Origin of the sequence: Levilactobacillus enshiensis, from assembly GCF_007115095.1 — a bacterium.
Classification (GTDB): domain Bacteria; phylum Bacillota; class Bacilli; order Lactobacillales; family Lactobacillaceae; genus Levilactobacillus; species Levilactobacillus enshiensis.
Genome location: NZ_SULH01000012.1, coordinates 34,864 through 56,894, shown reverse-complemented (window position 1 = coordinate 56,894; position 22,031 = coordinate 34,864). Strand labels below are relative to the sequence as shown.

Below are 22,031 nucleotides of genomic sequence, written 5' to 3'. Positions count from 1 at the left end.
AACCATTTTAGGAGGAACTAATCATGAGTAACCATATTGAAGCGAAAATGGGCGAAATTGCTGATACTGTTTTGATGCCAGGTGATCCATTACGGGCAAAGTACATTGCGGAAACCTTCTTGGAAAATCCTGTTTGCTACAACAAGGTTCGGAACTGCTTCGGCTACACCGGGACTTACAAGGGCAAACGGATCTCCGTTCAAGGGACCGGGATGGGGATTCCTTCAATCTCCATTTACACCAACGAACTGATCAACGAATATGGCGTTAAAACCTTATTCCGGGTCGGCACTTCGGGTGGGATGAGCCCAGATGTCCACGTGCGTGACGTGGTCTTGGCACAAGGCGCTACGACGGATTCTTCAATCATTCACAACACGTTTGGCGGTGGCATCTACTACGCCCCAATCAGTGACTTTGGTCTGCTGGACACTGCTTACCACGTTGCCCAAGACCTGAAGATTCCGGTTAAAGTCGGTAATATCTTAGCTGAGGATCGTTTCTATAATGATGAAATGGATCGGCAGAAGCTGATTGACTACGGGATTATCGCAACGGAAATGGAATCTGCAGCCCTCTTCATGTTAGCTGCAAAGTACCACGTGCGGGCATTGTCCGTCTTAACCATTAGTAACCATTTGATTACTGGTGAATCAACGAGTCCCGAAGAACGGGAAAAGTCATTTAACGATATGATCAAGGTTGCCTTAGACACAGCCGTTAAAGCGTAATCAACCTGGCGGGTGCGGACAATCATGACCGTACCCGCTGGTTTGTTCATAAATAAAAAGTGAGGGGGGCAAGACCATGGCAGAGACGACGGAACAACGGTTGGCACAAGGACTGACCGTCGCTAAGATGTATTACCAAGGCGACCAGAGTCAAAGCCAGATTGCCCAAAAGTTAGGGATTTCCCGACCAACCGTTTCACGGCTCCTGCAGTTTGCACGGGAACAGGGATTGGTACGAATTCAAATCGTCGATCCCGTTCAAGACGTGCAGACACTAGAACGGGCGTTGAAACGGGCCTATCAGATTGAGGTACACGTGGTCCCAACGCAGTTAACGGCAGCCAGTGAGCTGCTCAACGCGGTTGGACAATATGCCGCTCGCTATCTGGAGGACATCGTGACAGAACATGACGTCATCGGGATCGGTTGGGGCAAGACCATCTATGCCATTGGTTCCAATTTACAGCCAGACACGCTCACGGGCGTCGAGGTGATTCAACTCAAAGGAAGCGTGAGTTATTCCACGGAGCACACGTACGCGTACGAAAGCATCGACGCCTTTGCCAATGCCTTTCACGCGGTGCCCCAGTACTTGCCACTACCGGTCATCTTTGACCACCAACAAACTAAGGAATTGGTGGAAGCTGAACGGCACATCCAGTACCTCCTGAAGTTGGGTGAACGGGCCAATATTGCGATTTACTCGGTAGGTACCGTGCGCAATACCGCATTGGTTTTTCAGCTAGGCTACCTGCAAGAACAAGAAAAACAGTTTCTACAGGATCATGCTGTGGGAGATATCTTCTCCCGCTACATAGACGAAAATGGTGAAATCGTCGATCAGCAGTTAAATCAACGGACAATTGGCATTAACCTCGATAGTTTACGTGAAAAGGAACATTCAATTTTAGTGGCAGCCGGCGATGCTAAGGTTCCGGCAATTAAAGCGGCCTTACTCGGCGGCTACCCGAACTGCCTCATCATCGATCAACACGCAGCAACACAACTACTGAAGGTCACACCGTCGGCTTAACGCCGGTGATGTCACTGACTTAGAAATGGAGTGGCTTAATTATGAGAATGGTTGATATTATTGATAAGAAACGTAACGGTGGCGAATTAACTAAGGAAGAAATCCAGACGTTTGTTGATGGCGTCGTTTCCGGTGAGATTCCTGATTACCAAACGAGTGCCTTTCTGATGGCAACTTACTTCAAGGACATGACGGACGCTGAACGCTCAGAGCTCACCATGGCGATGATGAAGTCCGGGGACCACTTGGACCTGTCCAGCATTCCTGGCATGAAGGTCGACAAGCACTCAACCGGTGGTGTTGGGGACAAAACGAGTATTCCGCTAGCGCCAATCGTTGCGGCATTAGGAATCCCCGTACCCATGATCTCTGGTCGTGGCCTGGGCCACACTGGTGGGACGTTGGATAAATTGGAAGCGATTCCAGGATACCAAGTTGAAATCAGCGAAGATGCTTTTATCGAACAAGTTAAGGACAAAGGCTTAGCCATTGTTGGGGCTACCGGGAACATTGCCCCTGCTGACAAGAAGATCTATGCCCTGCGTGACGTGACGGACACCGTGGACTCAATTCCATTGATTGCCAGCTCCATCATGAGTAAGAAGATTGCTTCCGGGACTGACGCTTTAGTTATTGATGTGAAGACCGGTGCTGGTGCCTTCATGAAGACCTTAGATGACTCTCGTGAATTGGCCAAGGCCTTAGTTGGTATCGGTAAAGGGGTTGGTATGGACTGCATGGCCATCATTTCCGATATGAATCAACCGCTGGGGAATGCCATTGGGAACGCTTTGGAAATCAAAGAATCTATCGACCTGTTGAAGGGCGAAGCACCAGCTGACATCACCGACTTAGTCTTGACGTTAGGGTCACACATGGTTGTGATGTCCGGTAAGGCGAAGACGTTGGATGAAGCCCGGGCAATGTGTGAAAAGACCATTACTGATGGTTCCGCACTGAAGAAGTTTGGGGATATGGTTGAAGCTCAAGGTGGCGACCGTAGCGTGATCGACCACCCAGAAATCATGCCACAAGCCAAATACAAGATTCCGCTACCAGCCAAGGCTAGTGGGGTCGTTAGCAAGGTCGAAGCTGATGAAATGGGTATTGCCAGCATGCTGCTTGGTGGCGGCCGGCAAAAGGCTGACGACAAGCTTGATTATGCCGTTGGTATCATGATGAATAAGAAGGTTGGCGATGCTGTCAAGGAAGGCGACACCTTGTTGACCATCTACAGTAACCGCGAAGATGTTGAAGATATCAAGAAGCGGTTATACGACAACATTGAAATTAGTGACTCAGCAGAACCATTTACGCTGATTCACGAAACGGTTCGGTAAGTGGAAATTAGAAACTAGCTGAGCTGTTCTGCAGCAAGTGCCCCTGGTCCTTTGTGGATCGGGGGTATTTGTTTGGTCTGGGTCGATCAGGGGGGAAAGTTGGGCATGGCTTATCGTTAGCGTAGAAAGTCTGGGGCCGAAAAATTAGGGGATAGTAAGTTGACGACTGAAAGGTTAAAGGCGCTGGCTAGCTAGCGATTTGTCAGAACTGACTTTTTTTGTAAAAATTCGAACAATATCAGTGACAGAACGCCTGTTTTTGTTTACACTTTAGGTTAAGTTAATCATATTGAAGGTCAGGGGATGTTGCCGCCATGCTAGACAATTTATTAGCGGTTATTCGCGAAGAGAACTTATCAGAACAACTTTATCACAGTCTCGTGGGGCTTGAAATTGAAGAACAGCGAATTGACCAGCATGGTCGGTTGAGTCGCCAGCCCCATCCAAGTAAGCTGGGGTCACGGACCTTTCACCCATATCTTCAAACGGACTTTACTGAAACACAGTTGGAGGTCATCACCGATCCCAACCCTAATATTGGGGGGACGCTGGATCAATTAGATACCTTGCAAACGGTGGTCTATCGGTCACTCGAAGGAGACGACCGAATTTGGCCGTTGAGTATGCCGCCGGTGATGGATCCCGACGATCTAAAATTTGTGGCCGGTCACTTTGATCGTCCCGCCATTCGGCCGTACCGGGAGTATTTACTGAAAAAATATGGCATTCAACATGGCTGTTTGACGGGGGTTCACGTCAATTACAGTTTGCCAGATCCCGTTATTCATCGGCTTTACAGTCACTATACTAAGGAATTTGATTCACTAGTCGGCTTTAAAAACGCCTTGTACTTCCGGATCACCCAAAACTTTGTGCGTTACCAGTGGCTATTGACCTATCTCTTTGGGGCAAGTCCAATTGCCGAAAAGGGCTTCTTTGAAACGGTACCGGACGCGTTAAAGCGGCCAGTGCGGAGTATTCGCAATAGTCGCTATGGTTTCGTGAACTTTCCCCAAGAACAGGTGACGTACGCTTCGTTGCCAGCCCATCTGACGCAGTTACAACGTTTGATCGACAATGGGACTTACTTCTCCGCCCATGAGTTTTATGGACCAGTTCGCCTCAAAGGGCAGGGGAATGCCCGCGACTTTTTGACCGGCGGCATTCAATACCTTGAGCTACGCGATTTTGACAACACGCCGTTTACTGCCAATGGTGTTAGCCGGCACGCCCTGTACTTCTTGAAGATTTTCATGATCTACTTGTTGACGCGGAATCTCCCCGATGATTTAAACACGGCCTTAGGTGCCGCACGGGATCAGAACCAGGCAGTCGCCTTAGAGAATCCACTAGCACCGACACAATATCAGGCTGCCGGTGAACGTGTTTTTAAGGAAATGCGAGCGATGGCCGATCAGCTACAGGCCCATACGGAGCAATGGGGGGTCATTGATGATCTTGAAGAGGTCTTGATGCATCCTGAGTTGACACCAGCGGCCAAGCTGATGGCACACGTCGAGCAGGATAGCCTGATGACATACGGTCAGGCTGTTGCTCGTCGCTGGTATCATGAACGACTAGGTACTGACCAGTTGTTGCCCCGGCTCAAGCAGTTGAGTGACTACGCACAACGGTTTGTGCTGGTTGCCATGCAAGATGGCATTCGGTTCTTCCAGGTCCGGGATGAAGACGGCGATGACTTGCTGATGTTCACTTTCGATGGGGTCACTCAGGTCTTACAGGATCGTGATACCAAGGTCGCCGACCCAGACAAACGGTTACGGCAGTTGTTCCCAGACTTACCACCGTTACCAGCGCCCTTGCACTATTAGAAGCCCCGTTAAAGTAGTTTAAATTGGGCGCACTCCGGCTGTAAGGCGCCCAGACCACCAAGTTGTTTAAGTTTACGGTCACTTTTGCTGGTAGAACAGGCTTGAGCCGTACTTCGGAACTTTAGTTCGCAAATAAAAAATCACCGTTCACTGATAAAATTGTCAGTGACGGTGATTTTATTTTTTTAGTTTAAGCGTTTTTGATGCCAGAAGTAAATGGGCAAGCCAATTGCGGTGAGGGCGAGTCCAGTCACGGCCAGCCCCGTTTCGGTCACTAAAGTGGTAACGAGAATGAAAATGCCACCAACTAGCGCAATTAACGGGATTACCGGATAGCCCGGAACTTTGTAAGGGCGGTTAAGCTCAGGGTTTTGGTGGCGTAGCTTGAATACGGCCAGGAAGATGAGACAGTTGAAGACCCACATGACGAAGACCAGCATATCGGTCAAGACATCAAAATTACCCATGAACATCATAATCAGGGCAATCCCAAACTGAACGCTCCCGGCAAAGTAGGGCACGTAGGTCCGCGGTGAAAGCCGCCGAAAATATTTAGAGAAGGGCAAACTGTCCTCTTCTGCCATGGCAAACGGCACCCGCATTCCAGTCAATGTGTACCCGTTGATCGCACCGTAAACGGAGACGAGAATCCCGATGGTGACTAATTTGCCACCAAATTGACCAAACAGTTTCATGGAGGCATCGGCCGCCGCATTTTGATTCCCAGCGATCAGGTCGATCGGTAAGGTCTTCAAGAAGACCAGGTTGATCAGCGTGTAGACCACGGTGATCAGGGCCAGTCCTAAGACGATGGCCCGGGGCAGGTCACGCTCCGGATGCTTCATCTCGCCAGCAATGTTACCAATGTTGATCCAACCGTCATAGGCGAACATGGTCGCCAACAGGCTGGAAGAAAAAGCACTTCCCCAGCCGATATGATCACCGGTGGTAATCGGCCAAAGCTGAATGGTCGTCTGTGCAGGGGCAAAGAGCCCAAAGATGACAATAACGATGATGGGAATTAATTTAAAGATTAAGGCGATGGACTGAACGGTCCCACCGACTTTGGCCCCCAGAAAGTTGAGGCCGGTAATGCTGAGACCACACAGCACGGCGACCGGTAACTGCCAAGCCGCTGCCAGATGGAAGAGGGCGACAAACTGCACGCCAAAGATGATCGACAGTGCGGCGATATTGGCGGGGTAGTAGACCAACATCTGTGCCCAGCCCATCAAGAAACCCACGGGCTTGCCATAGGCGTACTCGAGATACCGCATGGCACCACCAGTTCGTGGAATAGCTGCTGCAAGTTCCGCGCTGGTCAGACCCGCACAGATAGTCAGGAGGCCACCTAGAATCCAGGCGGCGAGGGTCATATTAGCGGAGTGGTTGGCAGCCACTACACTAGCCGTTTTAAAGAATACCCCGCCACCGATAACGGTCCCCATGACGGTCGCTAGGGCGGTAAACGTGCCGATTTCACGGCGTAACTCCTTTGCCAAGGTAAAACTCCTCTCTCTGCTCTCAAATGACTGATTCAATCATTATAGCACGTAATCTGAACGTCTTGCGGAGGACTTTGTGAAAATTCGCTAAGAAATTCTAGTGCTGGCGATGCGCTATGACAAGCAAAGGCTGCAAGTTCCAAAGGACGGCCCATGCCTGTGCTAGCAACAATGGTCCTAAAACTAGGCAACTTGGTGGTCTGGTCGCCTTACCGGTCGGCTTACATTGTGCTTTCAGCCTTTAGTCAGACAATAAAAAAGGGTCAGGACCTTTGTCCCAACCCTCATAAACTCGAATTGATCTGTCAGAAATTAGAATTTAATGGAATGCCATGTTCAGAATCAGCACGATCAGAATACCGACGATGGAAATCACGGTTTCCAATACCGTCCAAATACTCAACGTTTGCTTAACGGTTAAATCAAAGTATTCTCTGAACATCCAGAACCCAGCATCGTTCACGTGAGATGCGGCTAAGGAACCGGCACCAATGGCCAGTACCATCAAGGCAGGATCAACACCGGATTGTGCCATCAGTGGGGCAACAATCCCAGCGGCGGTCAAAGCAGAAACGGTTGCGGAACCTAAAGCAACCCGGAGGACCACAGCGACTAACCACCCTAAGATCAGTGGGGACATGTTGGAGTCAATGAAGAGCTTGGCAACTTCTTTACCAACACCACCGTCGATGAGGACTTGCTTGAAGGCGCCACCACCACCAATAACTAACAGCAGCATAGCAATTGACTTAACGGCATTTTCCAAGGTTGCCATGATGTCTGCGGTCTTTCGATTCCGACCCCAGCCCATGGTAAACATAGCAACGAGCAATGAAATCAACATCGCGATAGCTGGGTCACCGATCAAGGCAACGATTTGGTCTAGCATCGATGCATTCTTGGTAGGAGTTGCCCCACCATCGACCGTCATCTTGTAGATGGTCGTGATGGCCATTAAGATCACGGGGAAGAGGGAAGTCAGAACGGACAGGCCAAAGCTAGGTGCTTCAGAAGGCTTGAAGGTCTTAACTTCACCTAATGAAGATAAGTTTCCTTTACGTTCAAATGCAGCTGGCGCAAATTTCTGAGCGAGCTTGGTGAACATTGGTCCGGCAACGATGGCTGCAGGAATCGCAACGACTAAACCGAACAAGAGAACCTTACCATCGTTGGCACCTAAAACTTGCGCAATGGCAACTGGTGCCGGGTGAGGTGGTAAGAATCCATGGGTAACGGACAAAGCGGCCGCCATGGAAATCCCCAAGTAGAGAATTGGTACTTCGGCTTCAACGGCAATGGCGAAGACGATAGGGATCAACAAGACCATCCCAACTTCGAAGAACAGTGCAATCCCAAGAATAAATGACGCTAACATAATGGCTAATTGCAGACGCTGTTTCCCAAATTTATCAATCAGTGTTGTGGCAATCACGTAGGCCCCACCGGCATCGGCAACTAACCGACCCAGCATGGCACCAAACCCAAAGACTAAGGACAGTTCGCCAAGTTGGCTCCCAATCCCAGCCTCAATCGTCGTAGCAATTTTGGTGAGGTCCATTCCCAGCAGCATGGCTGTTAGAACAGAAGTAAGAATCAGGGAAACGAAAGTATTGATCTTAAACTTGATGATGAGGACCAATAAGAAGATGACCCCGATTAAAAGTGCGATAAGCTCCATTATAAGTAAGCCCTTTCATTTAGTGAATTTTGAAAAGCCAGCGTGAAAACACTGGCTTCCCAATATGATTACTCACATTGTACTTGATTAATAAAGTTTTGTATACAGTTTAGTTTCAAAACCCATAAATTTATCGGGTTAGTTTTCTGAAAATACTAAATCTGCAAAACTATTTCTTATCTGATTGGTGAACGTACTTACGCTGATAATCAGCGATGTTCTTATACTCAGATTGCAATTGTCGACTCAGGCGAATGTAAATTGGAACCAAGGCCCGGTATGCGGGGAAGGTTTCTGGATTAGGGTGGTGAACGTTGGCAACGCCGATAAAGTTCTTCACGGCAGCCAGGTCGTCAATCATTCCTAAAGCATACATGCCTAACGTAGCGGCACCCAGAGCAGTTCCTTCAGGACTCTCTGGAATCGTTACGTCTTGTTCAAAGATGTCGGCCAACATCTGACGCCAAAGCGCGGAGCGGGCGAACCCACCGGTTGCTTGGATGCTAGATGGCTTGCCAACGACTTCTTCGAGCGCCAACATCACGGTGTAGAGGTTGTAAACGATCCCTTCAAGTGCGGCACGCACCATGTGTGCCCGCGAGTGGGTCCGGGTCAAGCCGAAGAAGGAACCACGAGCATTAGCGTCCCAGATTGGGGCCCGTTCGCCACCTAGGAATGGGTGGAAAATGAGACCATCGGAACCAGCAGGAACCTTGGCTGCAATCTCAGTCAAGAGATCGTAGGAATCAATCTGCATTTGTTCCGCCGTCAGCTTTTCTGGGGCGAAGAGTTGGTCACGAACCCAACGGAAGACAATCCCACCGTTGTTGACTGGTCCACCAACGACCCAGTGATCTTTAGACAGGTAGTAGCAGAAGACCCGACCCTTAGGATCAATCTTCGGCTTGTCAGTAACGACCCGCACGGCACCGGACGTTCCGATGGTAACGGCAACGACACCGGGATCGATGGCGTTGACACCCAAGTTCGCCAGGGGACCATCAGAGGCACCCATAATGAATGGCGTTTGTGGATCCATGCCGATCACACCAGCGTAGTCAGCTTTCATCCCAGTAATCTGGTCAGTGGTGTCAACTAGCTTTGGCAATTGGTCACGGGTAATCCCAGCGACTTCAAGGGCTTGGTCGTCCCAGTCCATGTTGAAGATGTTGAACAGCCCAGTTGCGTTAGCAATTGAGTAGTCTTCTTGTAAGACACCAAACAATTTGTAGATGACGTATTCCTTGATACCAACGAACCAACGTGCTTGGTTGAACAGATCTGGTTGTTCATTGCGTAACCAGATCAATTTGCTCAACGGCGTCATTGGGTGAATTGGCGTCCCAGTCTTCTCGTAAAGTTGTTTGCCGACACCGTTTTCACGCAATTCATCCGCGTACTTAACGGCCCGGTTGTCAGCCCAAGTGATTGCTCGGGTCAAAGGCTTGTGATCATCATCTAATAAGATCAAGCTGTGCATGGCAGCAGAGAAAGAAACGCCATGTAATGTGCCGTTCTTCAGGTCTGCTTTGCGCATTACCGTGGTCATCCCATCGATAATGGCGGAGAAGATCTCATCTGGATCTTCTTCAGCCATGTCGGGCACATCTTGATAGAGGGGATACAGGTTGTTTGAATAGCCTTGCATCTTACCCGCAGTATCGTAAAGTACGGTCTTGACACTGGTCGTCCCAATATCGACCCCAATCATGTAGTCCATAATGCTCTTCCTTTCGTGTTACAAGTTACAAGTGGTTTTGGTTAAAGGCTTACTTGTCAGCCTTGTCCATGGCGTGGCCACCAAAACCGTTACGTAAAGCTGAAACAACTTTACCAGTAAAGGTGTCATCTTGCATGGAACGGTAACGCATCATTAATGACAAAGCAATAACTGGCGTTGGCACATGGCTGTCCAAACCTTCTTGAACAGTCCATTGGCCTTCACCAGAAGCGTGCATCCGACCAGCAATCTTGTCTAATTCTGGGTCAGCAGCAAAGGCTTCTTCAGCAAGTTCCATGAGCCAACCGCGGATAACTGAACCGTGGCTCCAAACCTTGGCAACGGCTTCGTTGTCGTAGTCGAACTTGGAAGCTTCGAGAACTTCGAAACCTTCAGCGATGGCTTGCATTTCACCATATTCGATTCCGTTGTGGACCATCTTCAAGTAGTGACCTGAACCGGCCTTACCAGTGTAAAGGTAACCATCGGCTTCGGAAATGTCTTCGTACAATGGACGAAGCGTTTCGAAGGCTTCCTTGTTGTCCCCACCGATCATGAAGTTCCCGTGTGAACGAGCGCCTTCCATACCACCTGAAGTCCCACAGTCAAAGAAGTCGATGCCCTTGGCCTTGAGGATTTCGTTGTGACGTAAGGAGTCCTTGTAATAAGAGTTCCCACCATCAATTAAGATGTCGCCCTTGTTCAACAAGTTGCTCAATGATTCGATCGTTGAGTCAGTTGGCTTGCCGGCAGGTACCATTACCCAAACAATCTTAGGAGAAGGTAACTTAGCAACCATTTCTTCCAAACTGTTAGCGCCTTCAGCACCAGCAGCAACGGCCTTGTCAACAAAGTCCTTGTTTAAGTCAAAGCCGACAACTTCGTGCTTATGGTCCATTGCGTTTTCTGCAAGGCTAAGCCCCATTTTACCTAATCCAATCAATCCGAGTTTCATGAAATTAATCTCCTTTGCAAGATGCGAAATTTTCTGACAGGGAATATTATATGTAAAAAAGTTTCACATTTCAAGTCATATGATGTAAAATGTTTACAAAAGCTGAAATAATTTTAAAATTAATATCGAGGAAGGGGGCGGCGACCATCGCACGCTCAACGACGGGGAAGATTCGCGGAACGTATGATCAGTTGTCCCGCACAGAAAAAAAGGTGGCTCAACTAGCTTTAGATAATCCTGCACTGGTCAGTGAAATGACAATCAAGGAGCTTGCCAGTGCAACCGGGGTGTCCACAGCGACCATTTCAAGGTTCGTTAAACGAATGAACTACGCTAACTACCGGGAGTTTACCATGGCTTTGGCCCATACGGCAACTGAGGAGACTCCGCAACAGCCGAGTTCGTTTCCAGAACTTGCCGAGGGCGATTCATTGGCGACAATTGCCAACAAGACTTTTGGTTTTTCCATTAGTTCCTTACGGGCAACGAATGAAGCTTTGAACGAAAAAGATCTCGCTCGCGCAGTTTTAAAGTTGATCAATTCCCGTAACGTGGCCTTCTTTGGCCTAGGAGGATCATCTGTGGCGGCGTTGGACGGTTACCACAAGTTTATTCGGACGTCATTAAACGTCATGTATCATCCAGACTATGACATTCAGTTGATGCAGGCGGCCAAAATGACCGATGAAGACTGTGCGATTGTGATTTCTCATTCAGGTCGTAATCATGAAACGCTACATATTGTTAAGGAGCTTCAGCGTAGCGGGGTGACCATTATTGCCATCACGAGTTACAGTGGTTCGCCGCTGGCGCAGGCCGCAGACGTGACTTTCTTGTCACTGACGGACGAAGTGAAGTATCGTTCAGAGGGGATGTACTCGTTGATTTCTCAGCTGACAATCCTCGATAGTCTTTTTATGATGACCATCTTGCGCATTTCTTCACGGACTGACAAGGTCATGACGCGGGTCCGCAACGTGATCGAACAGACCCGTCACGAATCCTAATTAGCATGGTATAATAGAAGCATTCCGCTGTTCGGTGATTAGACTGCGCAGCGAACCAGGTTAGGGGATCGGTGATTGACGGTGAAACGACGCGACTATCAACCAATATATGAGAATACCTTTCATCGGCGCCACCGACGGCGATGGTGGGCTTTATGCGGTCTGATCATCGTTTTACTGGTAGCAGGTTTTGGCTGGTTCCAGTGGCAAGCTCACCAGAAACAGCAGTTGGCCAACTACCCGATTCGTGGCGTCATCGTAAGCCAGGCCAGCGGCTATCTTGATTTTCAACAGTTGGCTAAGCAGCACCAGTTTGTTTACCTGCAAGCAACCTCTGGCGCAACTTACACGGATGATGATTTCAGCGATAACTATTCGCGCTCACAGGGGGCTGCCCTTAAGGTCGGGGTCATGCATACGTTTAGCTTTACCACGTCGGCCCAGCGGCAGTTCGCGCATATCGTCGAGACGGTCGGTACGGACTCGGGTTCGTTGCCGCTGGCAATCAACGTCAACTATTATGGCGATTATAATAGTGGTAACCCGGCCATGGCGACTCAGGGGCAGAAATTAAAGCAGTTGGTGACATTACTCCAGCAACACTATCAGCAGGGAATCGTGGTCTTGGCGAACCGGCAAGTGTTGAACCAGTTTGTCAAACCGGTTCTTCCCCAACAGGACTACTGGATTGCCGGGGGACACTTGGTGGGGCATGCTGCCCAGATTCGGTTCATTGAGTATGATGCCAACACCTCGATCACGCAGGACGGTCAAGAACATGCGGTGGCGGTCTCAGTCTTCAACGGGACGCATCAGGCGTGGACCAAGTATGCGGAATAAGGTAAATATATAGATGAAAAGGGCGTTACTGAAGGGATTGATCTCCTCAGTAACGCCCTATTTGGTTAGATGACTAAAGGTTGAAAGATAAAATTCGATTTCATCTCAGTGTGGGTAAGCAGTCGCACCGCTAAATGGGGTGCACTCCGCCTGCTGTGGGGTCGCTTCAGACTGGCAGAACACCAGTCTTCTCGCTCGCTTTGAAGCCACGAAAATCACGTGTCTTCAAGGTCGTCCGTGCTGTCAGCCCAATAAAAAAGTTAGAGCCTAAGACCCTAACTAGTTATCCTTGTCAGTCAGTGGTTTGACGGCATAAGTACAGTCATCGGCTTCATCGAAGAAAGAAATTGGTTGGCGCTCGTTGGCGTGAATCGTCAAATGATAGCCAAATTTGTCCTGAAATGTCAGCTGCTGTTCGTTGAGGTCTTGAACCCGCACCTGTAACTGGTGATCATCGATTTGCACGTCAAGATTAGGACTAATTTCTAACCGGTGACGTCGTTGATTGTGGGGGTCAACAAACTGCCACGTGCCCACATAGAATAACGGTGACTCGCTGGGTTGTGGTTGTTTTTTCTTTCGTAATGAAAAGCCACCCGTTAGGCCAGCGATGAGCGAAATGCCAAATAGTGCGATTTCCCGACCTTTCACCGGTAATCCCTCCCTTGAATAGATTTCTATCTTCAATATACCATTTTTGACCGCGAATGCCTTAACAATTACCCCGGTTTAGCGGAAAATTAATTCTAAAGCTATCGCGATGCCGGCCCGACTGTTAAAATAGAAAAAGACACCTGGTTCGGTGGCCAGACAAGTGTGACGGGTGGCCGCGATGAGATCAATAGGATAGTGGTCAATGCGCGTGAAACCAAGCGCAACCAGGTGACGGTCCTGCGTTTCAGCGACTTAGGTAGCGGATCATGACAGGAGCGTTGAACAAGTTTGACAATTTCTTAAATAAAAAACATTCAATTCTGGAGGGATTATGATGATTCGAATTGGAACGGTAGGGACTAACTGGATTACACAGCAGTTGGTTGAAGCAGTGGCGTTATCGCAGCAGTTCACGTTGGCCGGTATTTATTCACGCCACGCGGAGACGGCGACAGCATTTGCGACTAAGAACCATGCCCAGGCAAGCTACACGGACTATGAGGACATGTTAGCGCAAGCTAATCTGGATGTCGTCTACATTGCCTCGCCCAACAGTTTGCATTTTGACCAAGCCATGGCCGCAATTGCCAAGGACATCTCGGTCATCGTTGAAAAACCAGCGTTCAGCAACCAACGAGAAATGATTGCCTTCAAAGCAGCATTGGCAGAACATCCGGCGGTGAGATTCTTTGAGGCGGCACGGCATGTTCACACGCCAAACTTCAAGGCGATTGAAACGGCCTTGTCCGGCTTACCGACCGTCCAGGGAGCCAGTTTCACTTATATGAAGTATTCGTCTCGTTATGACAAGGTCTTAGCCGGCGAGCGGCCAAACATCTTCACCCGAGAATTTTCCGCGGGGGCCTTACAGGACGTGGGCGTTTACCCAATCTATGTCGCCGTGGCCCTATTCGGTCAACCCAGTCACGTTGAATTATTCCCAACGCTGGTTGAGACCGGTGCTGATGGCAAGGGCGTTGCAATTCTGCGGTACGGCGACTTCGATGTGACCGTCAGCTTCGGCAAGACCAGTAACGCGTACGGTCTGTCAGAAATCTACGGTCTTAAGGAAACCATCACCATCGATAGTGCTGGCGAATTGACACACGTTGCACAACGGGCCGCGGATGGTCAGGCAACGGATCTGAGTCAAGGCGACTTAGCGAACCCAATGCTGCCAGAGGTCATGGACTTCGCACGGGTCTTACAAGCACCAGCTGACCCCCAGAATGTGCGCGATTATCAACGGTGGTTGCAGTGGAGTTTGACTGTCAATCAAGTGCTTTACAGTTTGCGGGTTTCGGCGAACCTGAGTTTTCCAGCCGACGCGCACTAACAGAAAGGAAACTGTATGTTAAAACAATTTGAAGCTCATTTTAAAGATTTGGGCTACACGGAACAAACGGCCATTCAAGCCGCGGTTTACGAACCGCTAGTCAGTGACCACAATGTCTTGGGGTTAGCCCCAACGGGTTCTGGTAAGACGGTTGCATTTACTTTGCCAGCCTTAGCGAACCTGTTACCTGGTGATGGTACCCAACTGATCGTGTTGGAACCTTCCCAGGAATTAGCCATTCAAACGAGCCGGGTCATGCGTGACTGGGCAAAGTTGCTGGACTTACAGGTGCTTGCCCTGACCGGTGGTGCCAACGTTAAACGGCAAACAGAACGGTTAAAGAAGCGGCCAGAAGTCATTGTAGGGACGCCCGGTCGGGTCCTGAACTTGGTGAATGATCGGAAATTAAAGCTCCACTTGGTTTCATTACTGATCATTGATGAAGCCGACGACTTATTAACGGGGGACACATTAGATACGGTCCGTTCGATTGCGCAAGCCGCACCAGCGGAGGTACAGTTGGCCTTCTTCTCAGCTACCGACACGCCGATCCTTCATGAGCTCGATCAGTGGTTTGGCCAAACTGTCGAACGCATCGACGTTCGCCAACAGGATCAGACACAAGGGGTCGTGCGGCATGGCTTACTTGAGGTCGGCATGGGCAAACGGGATCAGATGTTAAAGCGCCTACTAGCCATGCCAAATTTCCGGGCGTTGGTCTTCTTCAAACAAGCTAACACCCTGCGGCAAACCGCGACTCGTTTTTATCACGAACATATGTCAGCAGCTAGCCTAACCAGTGATTTGCGGCAAGTACAACGGGAAAAGGCCTTACAGGACTTCCGGTTGGGGCGGATTCGCCTGTTGTTGACCACTGACGTTGCGGCGCGGGGGTTGGATATCCCCAAGTTGCCGGCCGTTATCAACTACGATCTGCCTGGCTCCGTTAACGAATACGTTCACCGGGTTGGCCGGACGGGGCGGATGGGTGAGCCTGGACAGGTCATCAGTTTGGGTGACGACCATGACTTACGGGATCTCAAAAAAATGCTGAAGGATACGGACTACGACTTAGTTCCCATCTACTTCAGCGGTCGCACGTTAACGACTGACCGACCAGCGGCACCGGTCAAGGCGCCAGTAGATAAACCGGTTGCAAGCCAATCGGGCACGTCGACGGTCGCAACGAAGGCGCACACTACCCCAGCCGCATCAGCGACGGATCAGTCCACTGAGCAACCAGGGGCGAAACCGGCAACTAAGCCAACTAAGGCCGTTGTTAGTAATCCAAGCAAGAAAAAGAAGCATAAGAATCGGCACACCAAGAATAAGGGGATGCGCAAGAAGTGGCGTGACCACGACGAGCAGAACCAGAAGTAGTCCTTTACAATTTGAAAGATCCGTGTGAGAATTAGTAGCGGATCTTTTTATGGCCCTATAGCACAACTGGATAGGGCACTCGCCTCCTAAGCGAATGATCCCGGTTCGAGTCCGGGTGGGGCCAATTTTAGATGAGTCATGTGGTTGAAAAGCGTTCTAGATTACGGTCTAGGACGTTTTTTTATAGCTACCATAGCGGGGATGATGTGTATTGGCAACGTGCGGTTGGCTAGTTCGTCGTTTGACCATTCGCCCAATTTGAATTGAAATGCAGTGAGTAGGGTGGGCAATAGCTGTGACATTGCGGTTGATTTCACTTTGTGCCGGAAAGACAGCCACTCAAAGTTGCCTTTTCCGGTATTCAACTCCCCAATGGAATCGTTTTCCGCTATAATAAGGGTAGTCAAACAAGTGAGGAGGAGTTTCTTAATGGATAACACAGAATCAATGAATCCAAAGAAGTTTACCCGTATCCTAGTGGGGGTGGATGATTCACCTGATGCCCAGTTGGCTTTTCGTTACGCGATGAACCGGGCCAAATTTGATGATGCCGAACTGGTCATCTGTTCGGTTTTGGAATCAGACAACATGAACATTTATCAGGCACTGAGTAAAGACTACGTTCACGGTCAACGCGCGGACCTGCAGAAGCACTTACAACAGTACCAAAAGTTGGCGGAACGTTTCGGTATCAACAAGGTTAAGATTATCATTGGTGAAGGGGATCCCGGTGAAACGATCGTCAAGAAGATCATTCCGGAGGCTAAGCCAGACCTGCTAGTCGTGGGATCATTGTCACAATCTGGCGTTCGGAAGTATTTTGGGAGTCAGGCTGCCTACATGGCAAAATATTCTCCAATTTCCGTAATGATTGTCCGTTAGCGGTTTCACAACGATTTGACGAACTCATATGAAAATAATGTTCAATTGGCCCCTTGCAAGTTGAAAATATTTTTCATACAATGGTTCTTATGCGAGTTGCTAGTTTTGCTACGGCAGGCGAAATTAGTTAGAATCAGCATAAGAAAAGAGAGAATAAGAATGCAGTTCGTGATTTTGTTGTTGGGTATTTTACTATTGCTCTTCTTAATTATTCGAGTAAAGTTAAATACCTTCGTTTCGCTGATCGCTACGTCTATTTTGGTAGCGCTTGGTTTGGGCATGAACCCCGCACACATTGCGGATTCCATCAAAAACGGGATCGGTAGCTCCATGGGCGAACTGATTATCGTCTTTGGTTTTGGAGCGATGATTGGCCGGTTAGTTTCTGACGCCGGTGGATCGTACCGAATTGCCCGGACCTTGATCAGTATCTTTGGGAAGAAACGTTTACAGGTAGCCATTGTGGTGGCTTCCTTCTTAATCGGGATTTCTCTATTGTTTGAAGTGGGACTGGTCTTAGTGACGCCAATCGTATTCGCGGTTGCGCTGGAAGCTGAAGTGCCATTCCTCTACCTGGGGATTTCTATGGCGGCCGCCCTGTCGGCTACACAAGGATTCCTCCCACCCCAACCATCACCAACCGCCGTTGCGACTGCCTTAGGCGCCAACGTTGGTGAAATGTTGATGGTCGGGATCATCGTGGCTATTCCGTGTGTGATCGTCGCTGGTCCAATCTGGACGCGGGTCATTCGTCGGTTTAACCCAGATCTCTTTGTCATCAAGAAGTCCTTACCCGCCTTTGGTGAAGTTAAGGAATTTGATCTGAAGGAAACGCCAGGCTTCGGTTTGGCCGTCTTCACATCGTTGTTCCCAGTGGTCTTCATGATTTTGGCAACGATTTATCAAATGGTCGTTAACGGGGGAACTGCTCCGAAAAATCCACACGGTCTAGATGCCGTGATTACGATGCTCGGGAACCCCGTCATCGCCATGGTCATTGCGTTGCTCTTTGCCATTTGGTCGATGGGTTTCCATCGTGGGCGCACCATGAAGGAAATCAGTGCGACGTTGGAAGACGCTATCAAGTCGATTGCGATGCTGTTAATGGTTATCGCTGGGGGATCTGCGTTTAAGCAGGTGCTGATCGACGGTGGTGTTGGTAAAGCGGTACAGCAGATGATGATGCATTCCAAGTTCTCACCAATTCTGTTAGCTTGGCTGATTACCGTTATCTTACGGATCTCATTAGGTTCAGCAACGGTTTCTGGAATGACAGCTTCCGGGCTGATCACGCCACTGATGCACACGTTGGGCGCCGACCCCGTCATGATTGCCTTGGCGATTGGTGCCGGTTCATTGGCTGCCTCACATGTGAACGATGCTGGATTCTGGATGTTCTCCGAGTACTTTGACCTGAGCGTTAAGCAAACGTTCCAAGTGTGGACGACGCTGGAAACGGTCATCTCGGTCGTGGGTCTGCTAATGGTCTTATTAATGAACATGATTATCCACTAAGTGTGTCTTTTAATTATTTTTAGATATTATGGTGCACTGAGATGAATTGGGTGCTAAAAATAGAGCATCGTATCTATCCCCTTAATGGGCGGATGGACACGATGCTCTTTACTTGTTGCAGCTTATTTTTTTTCACGGATGATGAATTTGGGACGATGCTTGGTTTCGAGGTAAATCTTATTGATGTACTGACCGAGAATTCCCAGACAAAAGAGCTGGATACCACCAATCAGAAGAACGATGACCACTAAAGACGGCCAACCCGCGACGGCACCACCCACAGTCAAGGCGCGAACGAAAACGAAAATCAGTCCGATTAACGATAGGACAAAGGAAATGCCACCGACCCAAGTTGCGAGTCGCAGTGGGGCACTGGAAAAGTCGATGATGCCCTCAATCGAATATGAGAACAACTGTCGCAGATTCCAGTGTGTCTTGCCGGCTGCCCGCGGCTGGCTCTCATAGGTCAGGTAGGTCGTCTTGAAGCCGACCCAACTGAAAATTCCCTTGGAAAAGCGATTAAACTCAGGCAGAGACAAAACGGTGTCAACGAATTGACGGGTCATGAGCCGGTAGTCTCTGGCATTAGGCTCAATGCGGACATCGGACAACCAGTTGATGACACGGTAAAAACTGGATGAGAGAAACGCCCGAATGCGGCTTTGCCCGCGACGTTCCTTTTGAATCGTGCCCACACAGTCGTAGCCGTCCTGTTCAATCAGCTTGAACATTTTAGGTAAGAGCTCAGGTGGGTCTTGTAAATCGACGTCCATAACTGCTACCACATCCCCAGTCGTGGCTTGCAAGCCGGCAGCGAGCGCCGATTCCTTCCCAAAGTTTCTGGAGAATGACCGGTAGTGGACCGTCTCCGGAAACTGTTGATGTAAGGTCTTCATTTCTTCAAGGGTACGGTCATCGGAACCGTCATCCACGAAGATGTACTCCGGTGTTACCGTTGGGGTAGGGGCGTTCATAGAATCGATCACCTTGCTAACGGTTCGGTAAAACAGTGGAATTGATTCCTCCTCGTTATAGCAAGGAACGACCAGACTAATTTTTTTCATCACAGACATTCCTTTCACAACGATACTATCTTACCGCAATTGTTTCGGGCTGGCCATTAAGTTTCCCTTACAGTCCTTACCTGATAGTCGCCTTTGGCCGTAACATTAGATCTCAAACTAGGTAGCAGCGTGGTCTTCTCGCCTTACCAACCGGCAGCTATGAACTGGATCGGTGCGAACACAACTGGAAGCCGCGAAAGAACCGAATCTACAAGGTTAGTTTTCTACTAAGTCAGGACGCAGGTCATTTATTGACTAAGTCGAACGATACGCCTGAGCTCATAGCTAACCAGTATTGGAATGAGGTATGAATTTCGGCTTTCAACCCTTAGGTAAAGACTTTTAATGACTAACCTAAACGTTAGCACAATCTTTGACAATAGTAACAGGTGAGGTGCGCAACACAGCTAGTTAAGGAAGTTGCCTTAACATATTCTGGGTGGTTGTGGGGGGACATTAATTCATAGCAGAAAACCAAGTGGGGTTATTTTGGGGGATGGGGCGGATAGCGTAACACTCGGCGACGGTATCTGCTATAATTGACCTTAATTAGCATCATCATTGGAGGGAAAATTGTGACGAAACCAATTAAAGTCATGACCATTTTTGGAACGCGGCCTGAGGCAATTAAGATGGCCCCAATTATTTTAGCGATGCAGCAACGACCAAGTGAGTTTACACCCATTACGGTCGTGACCGCGCAGCACCGTGAAATGTTAGACCAAGTTTTGGAAATTTTCCACATTAAACCGGATTATGATTTAAATATTATGAAGCCCAAACAAACGTTGAGTGAAATTACCACCCGGGTCTTGACCCATTTGGACGATGTGTTGACAGCAGCACAGCCCGATATCGTTTTGGTCCACGGGGACACGACCACGACTTTTGCGGCCAGTGTCAGTGCCTTTTATCATCAAACCTTGCTAGGCCACGTGGAAGCTGGTCTGCGGACCTGGAATAAGTATTCGCCGTACCCAGAGGAAATGAATCGGCAGTTGACGGATATTTTGAGTGATCTGTACTTTGCGCCGACTGAGTTGTCACGGGCGAACTTGTTGAAACAGGCCCATCCGGATAACCAAATCTTCGTGACTGGGAATACGGCAATCGATGCCTTGAAACAAACGGTCGATGCCAATTACCATCACGCGGTTTTGGATCAAGTACAGCCGGGGCACCGGTTGATTCTGCTGACCATGCATCGTCGGGAAAATCAGGGTGCACCGATGCACGCCGTCCTGCATGCCGTGCGGCAAGTGGTCGAGGCCCATCCGGATGTGGAAGTAATCTATCCCGTTCACTTGAGTCCCGCCGTTCAGAGCGTGGCGCACGAAGAACTGGACGGTATGGCCCGCATCCATTTGATCGACCCCTTAGACGTTGTTGATTTTCATAATCTGGCTGCCCGGAGTTACTTCATCATGACTGATTCCGGTGGCGTGCAAGAGGAAGCCCCGTCATTAAACAAACCAGTCTTGGTTTTACGGGACACAACGGAACGGCCTGAGGGGGTCGATAATGGCACGTTGAAGCTGGTGGGAACTGATCCGCACCAGGTCACGACAGCCATGGAAAGTTTGTTGACGGATCAAGCGGCTTACGACCAGATGGCGCAAGCCAAGAACCCGTATGGTGATGGTCATGCGGCGGATTATATTTTGGATGCGATTCAGAAGACAATTGGAGGCAATGCTAATGGCTGAGACGGCGTATGACCGGGCCGAGATTAAGACCACTGAACAGTTATCAGAAATTATGCGGGATATTCATCTAGCCGCAAAGAAGAAAAATGAACGCTTTGACTATAAGATCTTGCGCAACGTGCACTTTGCCAACAAGGTTAAGAATCCCGTTACGCAGGAGATGAATGATGGGGATTCCTGGCGGGTCATGCAAATTGATAATCTGTTGGTCACCTCATTTGGTGTGATCAATGTAGAGAGTAAGTATTGGCGGGGAATGATCTTTCATGATTTGTCAGAGGAAATGTTCTCGTCGAGTTTGGACGACTTTTCTGCCGTTAACTTGTCTTCGCGAGAAAAGGAAAAGGAAACGTCGCAGATGCTCACCAATCGCTTGGATCGCTTCTTCCTGCCAAATTTATCCGATGAAAATGAATCCTTGACGCAGGGGTACACGATGAGTCTGGAGCAGGAAGGCCGGGGGCAACGCTCGATTACGTTGCATACGGGAATCAGTAATCCGGCGACCCAGGCTGAGCTATCATCGAAGTTGTTGGTGCGTTACATCAATAGTGAAATCACCATGCACAAACAATTAGAAAATAAAAATGATCGGATCATCGACTTTGTGAAGCCACTGGTTTACTATAATTATTACGACCGTTACGACCACAGCAATTCATTAGTTGTCGGGAATAAGACCAAGTTGAATGCAAGTGATGCCTACAACTGTACGGCGGTTGCGAATTACGAGGATTTAAAAACCTTCATCGAAGCCTTTCGACAGGCCAAGCGGGTTCGTTTCAGCCGTAAAACCCTTGAAAAAATGATTGGCACGTTAAAGTTCGCAGAGGACTACGGGTCATTTTAAACG

The 22,031-nt window shown here is 49.1% G+C and carries 18 protein-coding genes and 1 tRNA gene; 13 read left to right on the top strand and 6 right to left on the bottom strand.

Annotated elements, in window-relative coordinates; genetic code table 11:
* Positions 1-23: 23 nt before the first annotated feature.
* From deoD to FAY32_RS11660, 4 genes are all read left to right on the top strand, one after another.
* On the top strand, positions 24-731 hold the full coding sequence (gene deoD / locus FAY32_RS11675; protein WP_143463609.1) for a purine-nucleoside phosphorylase: 708 nt from the start codon (positions 24-26) through the stop codon (positions 729-731).
* Between the two features lie 76 nt (positions 732-807).
* Entirely contained in the window at positions 808-1,764 is a 957-nt protein-coding gene (locus tag FAY32_RS11670) for a sugar-binding transcriptional regulator (protein ID WP_143463608.1), read from the top strand.
* Between the two features lie 41 nt (positions 1,765-1,805).
* Complete coding sequence (locus tag FAY32_RS11665) at positions 1,806-3,104, top strand: pyrimidine-nucleoside phosphorylase (protein ID WP_143463607.1); 1,299 nt, start codon at positions 1,806-1,808, stop codon at positions 3,102-3,104.
* 314 nt (positions 3,105-3,418) lie between these two features.
* Positions 3,419-4,936 carry a gamma-glutamylcysteine synthetase gene (locus tag FAY32_RS11660; protein ID WP_143463606.1) on the top strand — a complete coding sequence of 506 codons (1,518 nt, stop codon included), beginning with the start codon at positions 3,419-3,421 and terminating at the stop codon, positions 4,934-4,936.
* Between the two features lie 185 nt (positions 4,937-5,121).
* Here FAY32_RS11660 and FAY32_RS11655 read toward each other — a convergent pair whose 3' ends face one another.
* The 4 genes from FAY32_RS11655 to gnd all read right to left on the bottom strand — a co-directional run bounded on the left by FAY32_RS11655 (position 5,122) and on the right by gnd (position 10,794).
* Positions 5,122-6,438 (bottom strand): APC family permease, encoded by a 1,317-nt coding sequence (locus FAY32_RS11655; protein ID WP_143463605.1) that lies wholly within the window; start codon positions 6,436-6,438, stop codon positions 5,122-5,124.
* 322 nt (positions 6,439-6,760) lie between these two features.
* Positions 6,761-8,119 carry a gluconate:H+ symporter gene (locus FAY32_RS11650; RefSeq protein ID WP_143463604.1) on the bottom strand — a complete coding sequence of 453 codons (1,359 nt, stop codon included), beginning with the start codon at positions 8,117-8,119 and terminating at the stop codon, positions 6,761-6,763.
* Between the two features lie 169 nt (positions 8,120-8,288).
* On the bottom strand, positions 8,289-9,839 hold the full coding sequence (gene gntK / locus FAY32_RS11645) for a gluconokinase (protein WP_143463603.1): 1,551 nt from the start codon (positions 9,837-9,839) through the stop codon (positions 8,289-8,291).
* Between the two features lie 49 nt (positions 9,840-9,888).
* Entirely contained in the window at positions 9,889-10,794 is a 906-nt protein-coding gene (gene gnd, locus FAY32_RS11640; protein ID WP_143463602.1) for a phosphogluconate dehydrogenase (NAD(+)-dependent, decarboxylating), read from the bottom strand.
* A gap of 89 nt (positions 10,795-10,883) precedes the next feature.
* Between gnd and FAY32_RS11635 the strand changes: the two genes are divergently transcribed.
* Both FAY32_RS11635 and FAY32_RS11630 read left to right on the top strand, forming a co-directional pair.
* Positions 10,884-11,801: a MurR/RpiR family transcriptional regulator gene (locus FAY32_RS11635; RefSeq protein WP_143463601.1), complete on the top strand. Its 918-nt coding sequence runs from the start codon at positions 10,884-10,886 to the stop codon at positions 11,799-11,801.
* An 81-nt stretch (positions 11,802-11,882) separates the two neighbouring features.
* A complete protein-coding gene (locus FAY32_RS11630) occupies positions 11,883-12,641 on the top strand; it encodes a GH25 family lysozyme (protein WP_143463659.1) in 759 nt (252 codons plus the stop codon).
* Between the two features lie 279 nt (positions 12,642-12,920).
* On the opposite strand, the gene FAY32_RS11625 is transcribed toward FAY32_RS11630, so the two are convergent.
* Positions 12,921-13,292 (bottom strand): DUF4828 domain-containing protein, encoded by a 372-nt coding sequence (locus FAY32_RS11625; RefSeq protein WP_143463600.1) that lies wholly within the window; start codon positions 13,290-13,292, stop codon positions 12,921-12,923.
* 337 nt (positions 13,293-13,629) lie between these two features.
* Here FAY32_RS11625 and FAY32_RS11620 point away from each other — a divergent pair, with 337 nt between their 5' ends.
* From FAY32_RS11620 to FAY32_RS11600, 5 genes are all read left to right on the top strand, one after another.
* Entirely contained in the window at positions 13,630-14,631 is a 1,002-nt protein-coding gene (locus FAY32_RS11620) for a Gfo/Idh/MocA family protein (protein ID WP_143463599.1), read from the top strand.
* Positions 14,632-14,646: 15 nt separating this feature from the next.
* Positions 14,647-16,011: a DEAD/DEAH box helicase gene (locus tag FAY32_RS11615; RefSeq protein WP_143463598.1), complete on the top strand. Its 1,365-nt coding sequence runs from the start codon at positions 14,647-14,649 to the stop codon at positions 16,009-16,011.
* A gap of 51 nt (positions 16,012-16,062) precedes the next feature.
* Positions 16,063-16,135 (top strand) — tRNA-Arg (locus FAY32_RS11610).
* Between the two features lie 305 nt (positions 16,136-16,440).
* The gene (locus FAY32_RS11605) at positions 16,441-16,893 is read left to right on the top strand and encodes a universal stress protein (protein WP_143463597.1); all 453 of its coding nucleotides are present in this window, start codon (positions 16,441-16,443) and stop codon (positions 16,891-16,893) included.
* A 159-nt stretch (positions 16,894-17,052) separates the two neighbouring features.
* Positions 17,053-18,408 carry a gluconate:H+ symporter gene (locus FAY32_RS11600; RefSeq protein WP_143463596.1) on the top strand — a complete coding sequence of 452 codons (1,356 nt, stop codon included), beginning with the start codon at positions 17,053-17,055 and terminating at the stop codon, positions 18,406-18,408.
* 122 nt (positions 18,409-18,530) lie between these two features.
* Here the strand turns inward: FAY32_RS11600 and FAY32_RS11595 are convergent, their stop codons facing one another.
* Positions 18,531-19,472, bottom strand: a complete 942-nt coding sequence (locus FAY32_RS11595) for a glycosyltransferase family 2 protein (RefSeq protein ID WP_143463595.1) — start codon at positions 19,470-19,472, stop codon at positions 18,531-18,533.
* Positions 19,473-20,068: 596 nt separating this feature from the next.
* On the opposite strand from FAY32_RS11595, the gene wecB reads away from it, so the two are divergent.
* Both wecB and FAY32_RS11585 read left to right on the top strand, forming a co-directional pair.
* Positions 20,069-21,178, top strand: coding sequence for a non-hydrolyzing UDP-N-acetylglucosamine 2-epimerase (gene wecB / locus FAY32_RS11590; protein WP_191988189.1), 1,110 nt, complete (start codon positions 20,069-20,071; stop codon positions 21,176-21,178).
* Complete coding sequence (locus FAY32_RS11585; RefSeq protein WP_143463593.1) at positions 21,171-22,028, top strand: nuclease-related domain-containing protein; 858 nt, start codon at positions 21,171-21,173, stop codon at positions 22,026-22,028. The genes wecB and FAY32_RS11585 overlap by 8 nt, the downstream gene beginning before the upstream one ends.
* The last annotated feature ends 3 nt before the right edge of the window (positions 22,029-22,031 follow it).